This is a genomic window from Acinetobacter sp. CWB-B33 (assembly GCF_039655955.1).
GTDB lineage: Bacteria > Pseudomonadota > Gammaproteobacteria > Pseudomonadales > Moraxellaceae > Acinetobacter > Acinetobacter bouvetii.
Map to the genome: position 1 here is coordinate 26208 of NZ_JAGFEU010000007.1, position 14365 is coordinate 40572.

Sequence of the window (14365 nt, forward strand, 5' to 3'; positions counted from 1 at the left end):
AAATCATGCCAAAAATGATTTTAATAGTTTTAAGGAGTTAGCCATGAATCATCCTTCAGATTTGAAATATGCAAGCACGCATGAATGGGTGCGCATTGAAGGTGATCTTGTCGTAACTGGCATTTCTGACCATGCACAAGATGCATTGGGCGACTTGGTTTACGTTGAAGCGCCGGAAGCAGGCACACATGTTACTGCTGGCATGCAAGCTGGTGTCGTCGAATCTGTAAAAACAGCATCAGATATTCATGCGCCTGTCTCAGGCACAGTCATAGAAGTGAATGCCGCATTAGAAGATGATCCTGATTTTGTGAATCATGAGCCTTATGGCAAAGGCTGGATTTATAAAATTAAGCCAGACAATATGGCGGATGTTGAAAAACTGCTTTCCAGCAGCGATTACGAAGCAGGCCTGTGATCCGCAGCGTGTTTATTCAGCATAAAAAATCGGCCGCAAAGGCTGATTTTTTATGTCTGAAAAATAAAACAGCGCTCAAATTCGATAGTCCAGACGGAATGAGGTCATGCTGAGCGAGCCGCCAACTGCAGCCTCATTAAAAAGCGACAATTCATCTGGATCTTCTTGCAGCCCCAACGCATACAGCATTGGGTAATAATGATCCGGCGTCGGTGTAGACAGTTTGAAGGCTTCTCCTTGCCTGTCCCATTCAATCAGTTGCTGATGGCGTTTTTCCAAAAGCCAATTCTTCATTTTAGCATCTGCTTCCAGTGCCCATTCATAGCCAAATACCGGCTCATTCAGCTTATCCCAAGCAACTTTCATTAAATTATGCACCAAATTGCCGCTGGTGATGATCAATACCCCTAAACGCCTTAGCGCCCGCAGCTGATGGCCAAACTGATAATGAAACGCGGCTGGCTGGCTGTAGTCAATACTCAGCTGCACAACAGGAATATCGGCCTGCGGATAGAGATGCACAAGCACACTCCAAGCGCCGTGATCAATGCCGCGTTCTGCATCTTCAGCAATGGACACCATACTGATGCAATGCTTCACGGCATTGACCAAGGCTTGAGAGCCTTGCACAGGATACTGCACATCAAACAGCGCTTGCGGAAAACCGCCAAAATCATGAATAGTCGCAGGATGCGCCGCGGCAGTGACCGCACTGAAGCCCTGCGTAAGCCAATGTGCAGAAATGCACAGAATTGCAGCGGGCCTTGGCTGAAGATTTTCCCCTATTTTATGCCAAGTTCTCGAAAAAACAGTGTCGCTAATTGCATTCATTGGCGAACCATGCCCCAGAAACAGCACAGGCATCGGTGCAGTCACGGGCAATTTAGTATTGGGCCGTGCAGCGGAAAGCAATTGATCATCTGAGTTCATCATGATTGCCCTCAAAAGCGATGATGTCTTTAGATTAATCTGAATCCGCAACGGAATGCGATTTAAATTGTAAACTTAAATAATTATACAAATAATCACATAAAGATAATTTAATGAAATTATTTTGATTTTATGCGGATATTTTTCAATGAAATATTACAATAACTATACTTTTCATCTATATGATTCTATAATAAACCTTAATTTCTGACGGTTTGTCTCATCTGCGCTCGTATAAAAAATATATAAAGAGCCAAGCCGCCTGTTCAATTTCATACATTCAGGTCACTTATGAACGCTGTAAATGCACAACATTTATGGAATAAGCCGTTTATTCTATGTTTGTTGAATAATCTGTTTTTATTCATCTTTTATTTCGCACAAACCACTATCTTGCCCATTTATATCCTGAATGAACTAGGCGGCAGCTTGTCTCAGGCAGGCTTAGCCATGACTTTATTCATGGTTTCCGCAATTGCAGTACGCCCCTTCAGCGGCTTAATTATAGAAAAACTGGGCACTAAAAAAGCGCTGTATATTTCTGAAACCTTATTCTGTTTATTCAGCCTTACTTATGTCTTCGCAGACAACCTCACAATTCTAATGATCATCCGTTTTCTGCATGGCATTTGGTTCAGCATTTTGACGACTGTGACTGTGCCCATCGTCAATGATTTCATTCCTGCAAAGCGCAAAGGCGAAGGCATGGGATATTTCCTGATGTCCATCAATTTAGGTATTGTATTGGGCCCGCTGATTGGGCTGACCTTTATACAGAGCATGTCATATACTGCGGTTGCAGGCATTTTGGCCTCTTTTGTTGTACTGGGTTTTATCTTTTGCTTTTTGATCCCGCTGCCAAGTCATCAGAAAACAGCGATGGAGACTCCCAAAAAACAGCTCAGCATTCATGACTTTATTGAATTTAAGGCTTTGCCAGTGGCTTTAATGGCCATGATGATTTCGTTTTGCTATGCCAGCATTATGTCGTTTATCGCGACTTTCGCCGAATCAAAACACATGCTCGCTTATGCCAGCGTGTTCTTTGCCGTATTCGCTATTTCAATGATGAGCCTGCGTCCGATTACAGGAAAAATATATGACCGCAAAGGCCCGAATGCTGTGGTTTATCCGGCATTAATTTTATTTTCAGTTGGCTTGGCAGTTTTAGCGTTTATCGACAGTGTGGCTGGCCTCTTATTTTCAGCTGTCTTGATTGGCATGGGCTTTGGTTCAGCGCAGCCTTGCCTGCAGACTATTTCGATTCAGCGTTCACCTAAAAACCGCATTGGCCATGCCACTTCAACTTATTTTACATTTTATGATCTTGGCATTGCCATTGGCTCAATTGTACTGGGCATGATCATTGCTGATACCAGCTATGCGGTTGCCTACAGCATATGCGCCGTTTTGGTCTTAATCAGCCTAATCTATTATAAATTTATGGTTGCCCGCCAACCTGCATCTTAACCAATGACAGCATCATCAGACTCAGCCTATTTTGAAGTGAAGATTATGCATAGCGCGGCAAGCGCCTTGCATAATCATTTCACAGACTATTGCATATGCAAAACTGGATTAAGATGCCTGCTGCGCGTCGCCACTTTCAGCTTTTTCTTCAGCCTGCATGCTGAATTCAGCCGCTGTATTTTGCATCGCTGGGTTTGCCCGCGGGCTTTTCAGTTTAATCTGCAAACGCAGCTCATTCATTGAGTCAGCATTTCGCAGCGCCTCTTCATATGAAATTGCGCCATCGTTATACAAATCAAATAAGGCCTGATCAAACGTCTGCATGCCCAATTCACGCGACTTGCCCATAATCGCTTTCAGCTCGTGGAATTCGCCTTTTAAAATTAAGTCTGAAACTAACGGTGTATTCAGCATAATTTCCACTGCGGCGCGCCGCCCTTTCCCATCTTCAGTTCGGATTAAGCGCTGTGAAATAATCGCTTTCATATTTGAAGATAAATCCATAAGCAATTGATTGCGGCGCTCTTCCGGGAAGAAGTTAATGATCCGGTCTAAAGTTTGATTGGCATTATTTGAATGCAGAGTCCCTAAACACAAATGGCCTGTTTCAGCAAAGGCTATCGCATGCTCCATGGTTTCTGTATCACGGATCTCGCCAATCAAAATGACATCTGGCGCCTGACGCAGCGTATTTTTTAGAGCATTGTGCCAAGAATGGCAATCTACGCCGACTTCACGGTGGGTAATCATCGATTTTTTATGCTTATGCACATATTCCACAGGATCTTCAACCGTAATGATATGCCCTGCACTGTGTTCATTCCTATAGTCGATCATAGCTGCCAAAGAAGTGGATTTGCCAGAACCCGTACCGCCCACGACGAGCACCAGGCCGCGTTTTTCCATAATCACGCTTTTCAGTGATTCTGGCAGCTGAAGTTTTTCAAAATTTGGAATTTCATTGGTAATGGTTCGAATGACCATGCCAACATTCAGCTGCTGCTGGAATACATTGACACGGAATCTGGATACATTAGGCACACTAATGGCAAAGTTGCATTCCAGTTCAGTTTCAAATTCTTTACGCTGTTTTTCATTCATTAAGCTAAAGGCAAAGAGTTTGGTTTTATCGGCTGTCAGTTCCTGCTGTCCAAAAGGCTTCATTAAACCCTGATGCTTAATGCTTGGTGGAAAATCTGCCGTAATAAACAAATCTGAACCGCCATATTCAACCACTTTACTGAGCATATGGAACATTAAACGGCGCGCTTCTTCCAGCAATTCGGCAGTGTACATAAAAAAATTTCCCAAAAATTCAATTCAGCAATACAAAATTACTGTTTCATCACAGTTTTTGTTTTTGTATTCATTTATTGTGCATAAAATCAGGCAGAGTCACAAATATAAATCATTCATTTAAATAATATTTTTAAAAAATAATGTGCAGTATTTCAAAGAAAAAGCTTAAAGCTTGATGGATTGTGTTTTCAATAAAAAATGCCCTTCAAAGTGAAGAGCATTCTGCTGCATGGGCTGAAACGATGATTTAAGCGAACAACGCTTATGCGCTGCGCTGCAACTGTGCTGCTTGTAAAAGTTCTGCAGTTTCCAACAACAGCTGCTGGGTTTTATCCCATCCTAAGCAGCCATCCGTGACCGACTGGCCATAAGTCATATTGCAGCTGACTTTCTGCGCGCCATCCACTAGATGACTTTCAAGCATGACGCCGCGTACGTTGCTGAACTGGCGTTCTTGCACAATTGTATGCAGCACTTCGGGCTGCATCAGCGGGTTCTTACTGCTGTTGCCGTGGCTGCAGTCAATCACCAAAGCAGGAAATTCGCCTTTTACCTTGGCTTTAATTTTTTCAATTTCTGCCAGCTGATAGTTAGGGCCGGTATTTGAACCGCGCAAAATTAAATGCGCTTTAGGGTTGCCCTTAGATGACAGCATACCTGGCAGGCCTGATTGGCTCATGCCCATGAATTGATGCGGATTTACAGCAGATTGAATGGCATCTAAAGCAATTTGAATTGAGCCGTCCGTTCCGTTCTTGAAGCCAATGCTGTAAGGCATTAAACTCGAAATTTCACGGTGAATCTGAGATTCGCTGGTGCGTGCGCCAATTGCGCCCCAAGCCAATAAATCGTCAAAATACGCGGTTGCCATCGGGCTCAAAATTTCTGATGCAATTGGCAAGCCCATTTCTATAATTTGCAGATAAAGTTCACGGGATTTTTCCAATCCCAATTGCATATCTGCTGATCCGTCTAAATTTGGATCATAAAGAAAGCCTTTCCAGCCGACTGTCGTGCGCGGCTTTTCAATGTATGCGCGCATCACAAGGAAAATTTGGTCTGAAACTTGTGTTTGAATCCGTTTTAATTTTTCTGCATAGTCTAAGGCTGATGCCGTGTCATGAATGGAACACGGGCCGGTAATCACCATTAAGCGTTTATCTTTGCCTTCTAAGATATTTTGTATAATTTTACGCTGTTCAGCAATTTGCTGAGCATGCGCATAAGATAAAGGCAATTGCGCCTTCAGTTGCGTTGGCAGGCTTAAAACTGTTTCTTGAGCGGCTGTTTCTTGTAATGCAGTGTTTAAAGCGTTCATTGATTTTTTCCTTGGGACTGCCTTTTTACAGTCCGATCTTTTATTTGAGCGTTATGGGGCGAATGGATTTCTGACAATGCGTCATAAACTGACTAAAATAAAACCAATATGAACTGCTAAAATATGAATAGTTAAAAGTCATCATGAGGAAATCTCCAAAATATTTATAAAAATCAAGACATAAAAAAACCTGATCAGGGTTGCCGATCAGGTATAAACTTGGTGGGCAACCATTTTCTTTGCCCGAATACATTCAGGCAATTATCTAAATTGCCAAAAATAATACGATGCGTTTGAAAGAACTGGCTGCTTTAACATTTTGAATTCATCAAAAAAAGGTGCTTGTCTGAAACTTAAAATACGCTGTATTGTCTACTTTGACAATAGTTTTTTATAATTTCCATCAGAATTGTCCAATAAATATAAAGATCATCCCTACGCACTATTTATTTATATATTGATTAAATATTCACCTTTGCTTAAAATGCTTTTGCAATCTATCCCCATGCACTTTTCAATTTTCCGCTATTTGAGTATCTGCCAATGAAGTAAGCGCTGTTTCATTATCAAAAACCGAATCTTCTTCTTTTTTGATGTGCAAAATAGTGCCTTTCATTCAGCTTACAATACGAACTGAAAAAATATAAATCATTAAAAATATTTAACTATTTTGCGCATTTTTGTCACTGCGAGGTGCGTTAATGACCCCACTAGCATGTGCTGTTTCTCAGCTCAACTTAGACTTCCTGAATAAAACACCCAATCAATCAACATTCCAAAAGCTGCAGTTCAATTTAACGCAACAGCAAATTTCAGCATGCACAGGCAGAAATGGCTTAGGAAAATCACTGCTGATGCAAGTTTTACATTTTCAGCGTACTTCGATACTGCCTTACAGCGGTGAAATTCTATGGCAATTGCCGCATGCATATTTAGCGCAATTGAAGCGTGTAGATGAAAACACCATCGCCGGAGCTTTAGGCATAACCGAGATGCACCAGGCGTTTATGCGTATTGAGGCTGGAACCGCCAGTCTTAAGGACTTTGATTTAACAGAAAATCAATGGCATTTGCCGGCACAGTGGAGCGCGCAATTAACACAGGCGAAATTGCCGGATAATTTAAGTTTTCCTGTTGAACTGCTAAGTGAAGGGCAAAAAACCAAGCTTGCGCTATGCGCTTTATTTTTAAAGCCTGATCATTATCTGCTTTTGGATGAACCCAGCAACCATTTAGATGCTGAATCTAGAACATGGCTAGTAAACAGTTTAAAAGCACATCCTGCTGGCGCGTTCATCATCAGCCATGACCGGACTTTACTCAATCAGGCCCATCATATCTATGCGCTGAATGAATATGGATTGCAGCATATCTCAGGCAATTATGATGATTATGTTCAACAGCATGAGCTGCAATATGGGGCGCTGGAACGCCAAACCGTCCAGCAAAAGCGTGAACTTAAGCAGCTGAAAGCCAAACAGCATGAAACATTAATGAAAGCGCAAAAGCGTCAACGCAGCGGCAAGCAGCTGCGGTCTTCCAGCTCGCAAGCGCCTATTTTACTGGACTTTAAAAAAGAACAGGCGGGCCAGAGCTTGTCTGGTGTGCAGAAACAGCAGCAAAAACAGATGGAGGAAAAACAAACGCTATTAAATGCTGCTCAAAACCAGTTAGAGCACTTTAAACAGCAGCAGTTTAAATTTCAGCATCATGCGGTTAAAACCGGCGAAATCTTAAGGATTGATCATTTACCGCTGCCATTCGGGACGGAAATTCCGCTGTGCTTTTCCTTAAAGGCGGGTGATAAAATTCATCTGCAAGGACGCAATGGATCTGGTAAATCGACGCTTCTTAAATTATTGAAACAGCAGGCGCAGGCAGCCAATCCGCATGTTTGCTTGGCGGTAAAGCCTGTATATTTAGATCAAAATTTCAGCAACTTACAGCCTGAGCATAGTGTTCTAGACAACCTATCGCTATTTAACCCTAAATTACCGGCGTCAGAATGGCGCAATCAATTGGGGCAGCTGAGAATCCGAGGAGATCGGCCTGAGCAGCCGCTATCACGCTTGAGCGGCGGAGAAAAGCTGAAAACTGCACTGCTTGGCTTGAATTTCTGGCCTGAAAATATTGAACTGCTGCTGTTGGATGAACCTGAAAATCATTTGGATATTGAGTCTCGGGAACTGCTGGCGCAGGCCATTGCGCAATATACTGGCGCAGTCATTTTGGTGTCGCACGATGCTGATTTTGTTGCACAATGCGGTATTGATATGCATTGGGACATAGAATCAAATTAATGCGCTGATTCAAATTTAAGCCCCTCATGCACCAAGTATGCAGCTGAGTATTGGTGCATGAGCAATGAAGTTGAACGGCTGTTAATGGCTTAGAAGTTCAGTTTGCTGGACAGCAAGCCGAATGCACGCTGCTTTGCGTGTTCCGCATAATGTTTTGCTTCACTTTTCCAGTCATTTGGCAATGAGCACTTGGCAATACGCACCCAGACACTGGCAAACTGCTTCATAAAGCTCGCTTCATTATAATGAATGCCATATTCAGCACACAGCGCTTTGATCTTAGGCGCAGCTTCAGCATAGCGGTTCGCTGGCATATCTGGAAACAGGTGGTGCTCAATTTGATGGCTTAAATTGCCGCTTAAAATATGCAGCCAAGCCGTGCCTGAAAAGTTGCTCGAACCGCGGATTTGACGCAAATACCATTCTGCACGGGTTTCATTGTCAGTATTGTCCATTTCAAAATTTTCAGCATCTTCCGTAAAATGGCCATTAAAGATAACGGCTGACGCCCATAGGCTGCGGATGACATTGGCCACTGCATTTCCGGCAAAAACAGGAATAGCGTTCGGGCCTGCAATGAGTGGAAAAAAGACATAATCCTTGATAATCTGGCGCTTCATTTTTTTGCGCACAGGAGCCGCATCTTCCCAGACCTGCGCCCAAGTTTTGGTTTTATAGGCAATCACATCTTCAATATGCAGATTCTGCACCCCCACATACCATTCAAAAAACAGCATCAATTGAGCAGCCAATGGAATATTCAGCAAAAAGCGCGGTTCCCATTTTTGCGACTCGCTGACCCGGATCAAGCCATAACCGACATCATGATCCATGCCAACAATATTGGTATACGTGTGGTGGATATAATTATGCGTATACTTCCAGTCAGGGCCTGTCGCCATGGTGTCCCAGTCATAATTTGCGCCGTTTAAGCTCGGGTCATTCAGCCAGTCAAACTGGCCATGCATGACGTTGTGGCCCAATTCCATATTTTCTACAATCTTTGACACGCCCAGCAGGCCTGTGCCCAGCAGCCACACGGGCGGCAGCCAGCCAGCAAACATCAGCATGCCGCGCGATGCAATTTCACTGTAACGGACAAAATTGCGGATTTTGTAAATATATTTAGCGTCATGCTCTCCTAAACTATCCATAATTTCACGGCGGATCGCTTCTACTTTGGCGCCAAACGCTTCAACCTGAGCGGTGCTCAAATACTGTGATTTACTTTTTTCACTAAAATTAATGGGCTTATTCATTTTTTTCTCCCCCTTTTCATGCTTATAGATTAATTGTGACTGGGCTGATGGCCTGTGAAATGCATAATTTAATTTGTGAATTGTTTTGACTGTCAATTTCACCCGTCAAAATATTCTTGACGCTACCCTGCACCTTGGTGCATGAACAGGTATTGCAAATTCCCATGCGGCAGCCATGCGCGGGCCTTAATCCCGCCTGTTCTGCGCTTTCCAAAAGATTGCTTTTGGCCTGAAACGCTTGCTGAGAACGCAAAAATTTTACAGGCTGTTCTGCCAATGTCTCATCGGCAGGAATCTGAAAATATTCTGTGTGCAATTGAGCGGTTAAACCCGCATGCAGATAAATCTGCTGCACACTTTGCATCATGGATGATGCACCGCACGCATAGCATTCACGCTGCATAAAACCATCGACCAACTGTTCCAGAAGCGCTTGGTCTAAATGCTGTTTCTGCTGCGCGGTATTAATTAAATGCAATTTAAATTGCGGATAATGCTCTGCTAAAGCTTGCAGTTCATCTGCATAAGCATTGTCCCGGCTAAAATATAGCAGATCGACTGGTTTTGAACTGCTCAGCAGATGACTGTTCAGCAAGGCATAAATGGCGGTAATGCCGCTTCCTGAAGCAATCATTAAATTGGCGCGTTCAGCCGGCTTGAGTACAAAATTACCCTGCGGCTGAGAAATTTCTACAATTCCGCCTAAGGCCAATGATGTCAGCGCATTTGAAACCGCACCTTGCTTTTTAACGGCAATACTCAGCAGGCCTTGCGGTGAAACTTGCACGACTGAATAGCTGCGCTGCTGGCGCACACCGCCAATAATTGCAGTAACAAGTACACTTTGCCCTGCCTGATAAGCCTGGAAATTAAAGTTTTTGTTCGGGCGCAGCTGCAGCTGAATAAAGTCGGTGCTTAATGGTTTAACACTGATGATTTCAGCTTTAATTTTCTTCCATGCCCAAATTGAGTTAATTTTTTCTGCTATAAAATCAACAAAATCTTCGCGGATCCATTCCGGCTTATATTCTGCGCGTGTATGCATGCGGCCCTCGTCTAGTTGAATAATAGATTAATAATATACAAGTGTTCATTATTGTGATGCCACAATATTACGCGCCTATTATTTGTTCTATATCAATTCAGGACATAATCGGCCATTTACAGTTTATTTGCATTTTCTGTCAGACAATGTGTCATATTTTGCCAATTTGAGAGGTGAGAAATGCTGGCATCAGAGAGAGGATTTTGCAAAAAGTGCCAAATCAGCATTTTAGGAGCCAAAAAAACCAAGCCGAAGCTTGGTTTTTTTCACGCGGCTGATTTATGCTTAATTTTCAAAATGCACGACAGAACGGATTGATTTTCCTTCATGCATAAGATCAAAAGCCTCGTTGATTTTGTCTAAGCCCATGGTATGCGTGACAAATGGCTCAAGCCGGATGTCACCTTTCATGGCTTCTTCCACCATGCCCGGCAGCTGTGAACGCCCCTTCACACCGCCAAAAGCGGTGCCTTTCCATGTGCGGCCAGTGACCAGCTGGAACGGGCGTGTTGAAATTTCCTGGCCTGCGCCTGCTACACCAATAATGACCGATTGCCCCCAGCCGCGGTGCGCGCATTCCAGTGCAGAACGCATGACATTGGTATTGCCGATACATTCAAAAGAATGGTCAACGCCCCAGCCTGTCATTTCGACAATCACTTCCTGCACAGGGCGGTCATGATCTTTAGGATTCACAAAGTCGGTTGCGCCAAATTCTTTGGCTAATGTATATTTTTCTGGATTGGTATCGACCGCAATAATGCGGCTGGCTTTGGCTTTTTGAGCGCCTTGCACGACTGCCAAACCAATGCCGCCCAGACCAAATACAGCAACAGTATCGCCTTCCTGCACTTTGGCTGTATTTTTGACTGCGCCCAAACCAGTCGTCACGCCGCAGCCCAGCAAGCAAACGTGCTCATGATTCGCTTCAGGATTAATTTTTGCCAGTGAAACTTCTGCCACAACAGTATATTCAGAGAACGTTGAGCAGCCCATATAATGATAAATTGGCTGGCCATTATAGGAGAACCGTGTTGTGCCGTCCGGCATCACGCCTTTGCCTTGCGTTGCGCGCACAGCTACGCAAAGATTGGTTTTACCCGACTTACAGAATAAGCACTCACCGCATTCCGCCGTATACAATGGAATCACATGATCGCCAGGTTTAACACTGGTGACGCCTTCACCGACTTCTATGACGACACCTGCACCTTCATGGCCCAATACCGCAGGAAATACACCTTCAGGATCATCACCGGATAATGTAAAAGCGTCTGTATGGCAAACGCCTGTGTGGCTGATTTTAACCAGCACCTCGCCTGCTTTTGGCGGCGCAACATCAATTTCAACAATTTCTAAAGGTTGACCTGGCCCAAACGCAACAGCTGCACGAGATTTCATCGAATGGATATCCTTTTATAATGGCTAGATTAACAGATGATCTACAGTAACCGCTTTTTATTCAATGATTCAACCTTTAACATGATGATAATATGAACGTATAACATTAAGGTGCCCTAAAAAATAAATATGCAGATTTGTTTAGCTTTTCAGGCTGGTTTCTTTTCTTTAATCATTTTTTCACTTACAGGGTGCAGTTTGCCAATGAATGAATCTAAACCTGATGCGCCTATTTATATGCATACGCAGCATTGGCTGAATGAACCCGGTGTAGAACAGCATTTGTCACAAGGTTTAACTGCGTATTTAGCACTGGATGAAGCGTTTATGAGCATTGCCTCACGCGTGCATTTAATTCGAAAAGCGCAGCATACAATTGATTTGCAATATTATATTTGGAAAGATGACTATATTGGCCACATGATGCTGCAGGAACTTTTAAAAGCTGCGGATCGCGGCGTGAAAGTCCGATTACTGATTGATGATCAGAATGGCACACAGCTGGACAAAGTCTTGAAACCGTTGGCATTGCATCCTAACTTTGAAGTTAAAATATTCAATCCGTATAAATTTAGAAAACTGCGCATTATCGATTACGCTTTTCGCTTCAAATATATTAATCACCGCATGCATAATAAGCTCATTATTGCAGACGGCGCTATCGCCGTCACAGGCGGCCGCAATATTAGCCGTGAATATTTTGATGCCAGTGATAACTTTCAATTTACCGACTTAGATATTTTATTTTATGGCACTGCTGTCAAACATGCGAATGAAGTCTTTTCAGATTTTTGGAATGATAATTTAAGTTATAGCGCATCACAATTATTAGGAGCTAGCTCAGAAGCCGAGCTAAAAAAATTGCGCCATCAATATGAACTGGATGCGACGCAAAAAAACCAAGTTGAAAACAAAATTGAATTTGCACAAAAACAATTAGATAAAGACCTAAAACAGCGTTCTTTCAACTGGGCGCCTGCACATTTTGTTGCAGATAGTCCAAATAAGATTCGCGGACAAGCCAGCGGAAATCAGCTCATTTATAATCAAATGCATCATCTGATGGGTGAGCCTAAAAAGCACATGGAGTTGGTTTCGGCTTATTTTGTCCCAACCCAGCGCGGAGCAGACTATCTTTCAAAATTGTCGAAAAATAATATTCAGGTCCGTGTTTTAACCAATTCTTTTGCTGCCAATGATGTGGCCGTTGTACATGCTTTTTATAACAAATACCGCCATGAATTACTGAAAAATGGCGTGCAATTGTATGAGTTTAAGCCCTATTTAGAGCGCAAAAAAAGAACATGGTATGAAGTAATGACGGGAAATGTAATTCCCGCAAAAGGAAAAAGTGCTTCTAGCTTGCATGCAAAATTTTTCGATATTGATGGTATTGTCTTCATTGGTTCTTTTAATTTTGACCCCCGTTCAGTGAACCTAAACACTGAAGTTGGCTTGGTGGTAGAGTCGGATGCATTGCAAAATGACATTTCAAAAATACTGAATCAGTACTTACCGCAAATTGCCTATCAACTTAAGCTAAATGCAAACAATGAAATCATCTGGACAGATCAGCGCCCCGATGGTTCTATCCATGAATTTAAAATTGACCCCGGAACCACACGGTTTCAGCGGTTCAGCATGAAAGCGGTTTCATACTTGCCTATTGAATGGATGATGTAATGACTTAGTCATTACATTTAAATACACATAAGCCTTTTATTTCTAATGCAATTGTACATTTTTTAAATTTTGCATCTTGAAAGGCTTTCACATGCTCAGCGACAGACATGTACAGTTCATTGTTTTGCATTGCGTCTAGTGCATATAAATGATCACAGACCAAATAGCAGCCGCCTGAATTCATCATTTTTTTAACTGCTTGATGAAATAACGGCGCATGGCGCTTATGCCTTAATTCATGAAGCGCCTGATGAATAATAATCACATCAAAAGGTTTATATGAACTCTGACTTTGCAGGGCCTCCTCCCATTGCGGCTGTTTAAAATCGCCTGTAATAAACTGGCATCGCTCCAACTCAGAAGGTATTAACTTGCGCTTTGCAAGCGCATGCATTGCATCCGAAAAATCAAAAGCAGTGTATTGAATATCGGGACATTGCCGAATCATGTGTTCTGCCAGATAACCCGGCCCAGCACCGAGCTCCAGAATATGACCTTTGGGCGCGTGCTTCAGAATCTCTTCTGCATAGAAATCAAAAAATTTATAGCGCCATGGCCGCTTTACATTGACTTCATTGGCCCATTGCAGTGCATCCGCCGCGTTTTTGAGATCAATTGGACTGTGCACATCTTCCGGCTGCATATCTTTATCTTCTTATCAATGATTCATGACTATTTATACTTAAAAAAGATCAGTCCATGCAAAGGTTTTACAGCTGTTTTTTATTACTTTAAAATTGCGTCTTTGCGGTTTCTCCCTTTCTCTCCTGTTTTGTGGTCTCTCAATGCATTTTTTTGATTTAAGCCGTCATTTTAATATTAATGATATTTTAATCCCTTATAAGACTTTAGAAGACTTAGGCCAGCAAGAATGGATCTTGGCCAAAGTCCGTGTAGAACATGACTGCTTAACTGACAATGAATTTCTAGAAGGTCAAGCGGTGTTAAAGTCCAATCAGAATATTCAGATTGAACTGGAATGGCTGATTAGAGATACGGGGCATGAACTGCAGGTTTTATTCAAAGGTGTGGAAACTGATGCCGCTACAGAAACATTGGTTTTGGTGAAAGGCGCTCAATTGGTCGATGCCGAAAATCAAACGCTGTCATCGCAAGCGCTGAGCCTTTGGATTGATGGAACATTGCTGCCCCTCATGCCAAATATCCGCAAGGAAATTAAAGCGCGTTTAAATTTATGGGATTATGTGGAATATGATGGTTAATGCTTACATTAATGGCGGC

General features: G+C 42.8%; 12 protein-coding genes. 5 read left to right on the forward strand and 7 right to left on the reverse strand.

Annotation, left to right across the window (positions count from 1 at the left end):
* Nucleotides 1-43 precede the first annotated feature (43 nt).
* On the forward strand, nt 44-418 hold the full coding sequence (gcvH, locus tag JZ784_RS15760; protein ID WP_346315523.1) for a glycine cleavage system protein GcvH: 375 nt from the start codon (nt 44-46) through the stop codon (nt 416-418).
* A gap of 75 nt (nt 419-493) precedes the next feature.
* Here gcvH and ygiD read toward each other — a convergent pair whose 3' ends face one another.
* Entirely contained in the window at nt 494-1351 is an 858-nt protein-coding gene (gene ygiD / locus JZ784_RS15765) for a 4,5-DOPA dioxygenase extradiol (protein ID WP_346315524.1), read from the reverse strand.
* A 288-nt stretch (nt 1352-1639) separates the two neighbouring features.
* Here ygiD and JZ784_RS15770 point away from each other — a divergent pair, with 288 nt between their 5' ends.
* Nucleotides 1640-2818 carry an MFS transporter gene (locus JZ784_RS15770; protein ID WP_346315525.1) on the forward strand — a complete coding sequence of 393 codons (1179 nt, stop codon included), beginning with the start codon at nt 1640-1642 and terminating at the stop codon, nt 2816-2818.
* Between the two features lie 108 nt (nt 2819-2926).
* On the opposite strand, the gene JZ784_RS15775 is transcribed toward JZ784_RS15770, so the two are convergent.
* Both JZ784_RS15775 and JZ784_RS15780 read right to left on the reverse strand, forming a co-directional pair.
* Complete coding sequence (locus tag JZ784_RS15775) at nt 2927-4114, reverse strand: PilT/PilU family type 4a pilus ATPase (protein ID WP_346315526.1); 1188 nt, start codon at nt 4112-4114, stop codon at nt 2927-2929.
* A gap of 265 nt (nt 4115-4379) precedes the next feature.
* Entirely contained in the window at nt 4380-5435 is a 1056-nt protein-coding gene (locus tag JZ784_RS15780) for a 3-deoxy-7-phosphoheptulonate synthase (RefSeq protein WP_346315527.1), read from the reverse strand.
* Between the two features lie 701 nt (nt 5436-6136).
* Here JZ784_RS15780 and JZ784_RS15785 point away from each other — a divergent pair.
* Nucleotides 6137-7735: an ATP-binding cassette domain-containing protein gene (locus JZ784_RS15785; RefSeq protein ID WP_346315528.1), complete on the forward strand. Its 1599-nt coding sequence runs from the start codon at nt 6137-6139 to the stop codon at nt 7733-7735.
* A gap of 89 nt (nt 7736-7824) precedes the next feature.
* On the opposite strand, the gene JZ784_RS15790 is transcribed toward JZ784_RS15785, so the two are convergent.
* The 3 genes from JZ784_RS15790 to JZ784_RS15800 all read right to left on the reverse strand — a co-directional run bounded on the left by JZ784_RS15790 (nt 7825) and on the right by JZ784_RS15800 (nt 11440).
* A complete protein-coding gene (locus JZ784_RS15790) occupies nt 7825-8994 on the reverse strand; it encodes an acyl-CoA desaturase (RefSeq protein ID WP_346315529.1) in 1170 nt (389 codons plus the stop codon).
* A 22-nt stretch (nt 8995-9016) separates the two neighbouring features.
* Nucleotides 9017-10039 carry an FAD-binding oxidoreductase gene (locus JZ784_RS15795; protein WP_346315530.1) on the reverse strand — a complete coding sequence of 341 codons (1023 nt, stop codon included), beginning with the start codon at nt 10037-10039 and terminating at the stop codon, nt 9017-9019.
* Between the two features lie 285 nt (nt 10040-10324).
* The gene (locus JZ784_RS15800) at nt 10325-11440 is read right to left on the reverse strand and encodes an S-(hydroxymethyl)glutathione dehydrogenase/class III alcohol dehydrogenase (RefSeq protein ID WP_130146872.1); all 1116 of its coding nucleotides are present in this window, start codon (nt 11438-11440) and stop codon (nt 10325-10327) included.
* Between the two features lie 129 nt (nt 11441-11569).
* Here JZ784_RS15800 and JZ784_RS15805 point away from each other — a divergent pair, with 129 nt between their 5' ends.
* Nucleotides 11570-13123: a phospholipase D family protein gene (locus JZ784_RS15805; protein WP_346315531.1), complete on the forward strand. Its 1554-nt coding sequence runs from the start codon at nt 11570-11572 to the stop codon at nt 13121-13123.
* A 4-nt stretch (nt 13124-13127) separates the two neighbouring features.
* Here the strand turns inward: JZ784_RS15805 and JZ784_RS15810 are convergent, their stop codons facing one another.
* Nucleotides 13128-13766 carry a class I SAM-dependent methyltransferase gene (locus JZ784_RS15810; protein WP_346315532.1) on the reverse strand — a complete coding sequence of 213 codons (639 nt, stop codon included), beginning with the start codon at nt 13764-13766 and terminating at the stop codon, nt 13128-13130.
* Between the two features lie 142 nt (nt 13767-13908).
* Here JZ784_RS15810 and JZ784_RS15815 point away from each other — a divergent pair, with 142 nt between their 5' ends.
* On the forward strand, nt 13909-14346 hold the full coding sequence (locus JZ784_RS15815) for a hypothetical protein (protein WP_346315533.1): 438 nt from the start codon (nt 13909-13911) through the stop codon (nt 14344-14346).
* Nucleotides 14347-14365 lie beyond the last annotated feature (19 nt).

Coding starts and splice junctions, on each gene's coding strand:
- gcvH (WP_346315523.1), top strand. CDS start 44: ATGAATCATCCTTCAGATTTGAAATATGCAAGCACGCATGAATGGGTG.
- ygiD (WP_346315524.1), bottom strand. CDS start 1,351: ATGATGAACTCAGATGATCAATTGCTTTCCGCTGCACGGCCCAATACT.
- JZ784_RS15770 (WP_346315525.1), top strand. CDS start 1,640: ATGAACGCTGTAAATGCACAACATTTATGGAATAAGCCGTTTATTCTA.
- JZ784_RS15775 (WP_346315526.1), bottom strand. CDS start 4,114: ATGTACACTGCCGAATTGCTGGAAGAAGCGCGCCGTTTAATGTTCCAT.
- JZ784_RS15780 (WP_346315527.1), bottom strand. CDS start 5,435: ATGAACGCTTTAAACACTGCATTACAAGAAACAGCCGCTCAAGAAACA.
- JZ784_RS15785 (WP_346315528.1), top strand. CDS start 6,137: ATGACCCCACTAGCATGTGCTGTTTCTCAGCTCAACTTAGACTTCCTG.
- JZ784_RS15790 (WP_346315529.1), bottom strand. CDS start 8,994: ATGAATAAGCCCATTAATTTTAGTGAAAAAAGTAAATCACAGTATTTG.
- JZ784_RS15795 (WP_346315530.1), bottom strand. CDS start 10,039: ATGCATACACGCGCAGAATATAAGCCGGAATGGATCCGCGAAGATTTT.
- JZ784_RS15800 (WP_130146872.1), bottom strand. CDS start 11,440: ATGAAATCTCGTGCAGCTGTTGCGTTTGGGCCAGGTCAACCTTTAGAA.
- JZ784_RS15805 (WP_346315531.1), top strand. CDS start 11,570: ATGCAGATTTGTTTAGCTTTTCAGGCTGGTTTCTTTTCTTTAATCATT.
- JZ784_RS15810 (WP_346315532.1), bottom strand. CDS start 13,766: ATGCAGCCGGAAGATGTGCACAGTCCAATTGATCTCAAAAACGCGGCG.
- JZ784_RS15815 (WP_346315533.1), top strand. CDS start 13,909: ATGCATTTTTTTGATTTAAGCCGTCATTTTAATATTAATGATATTTTA.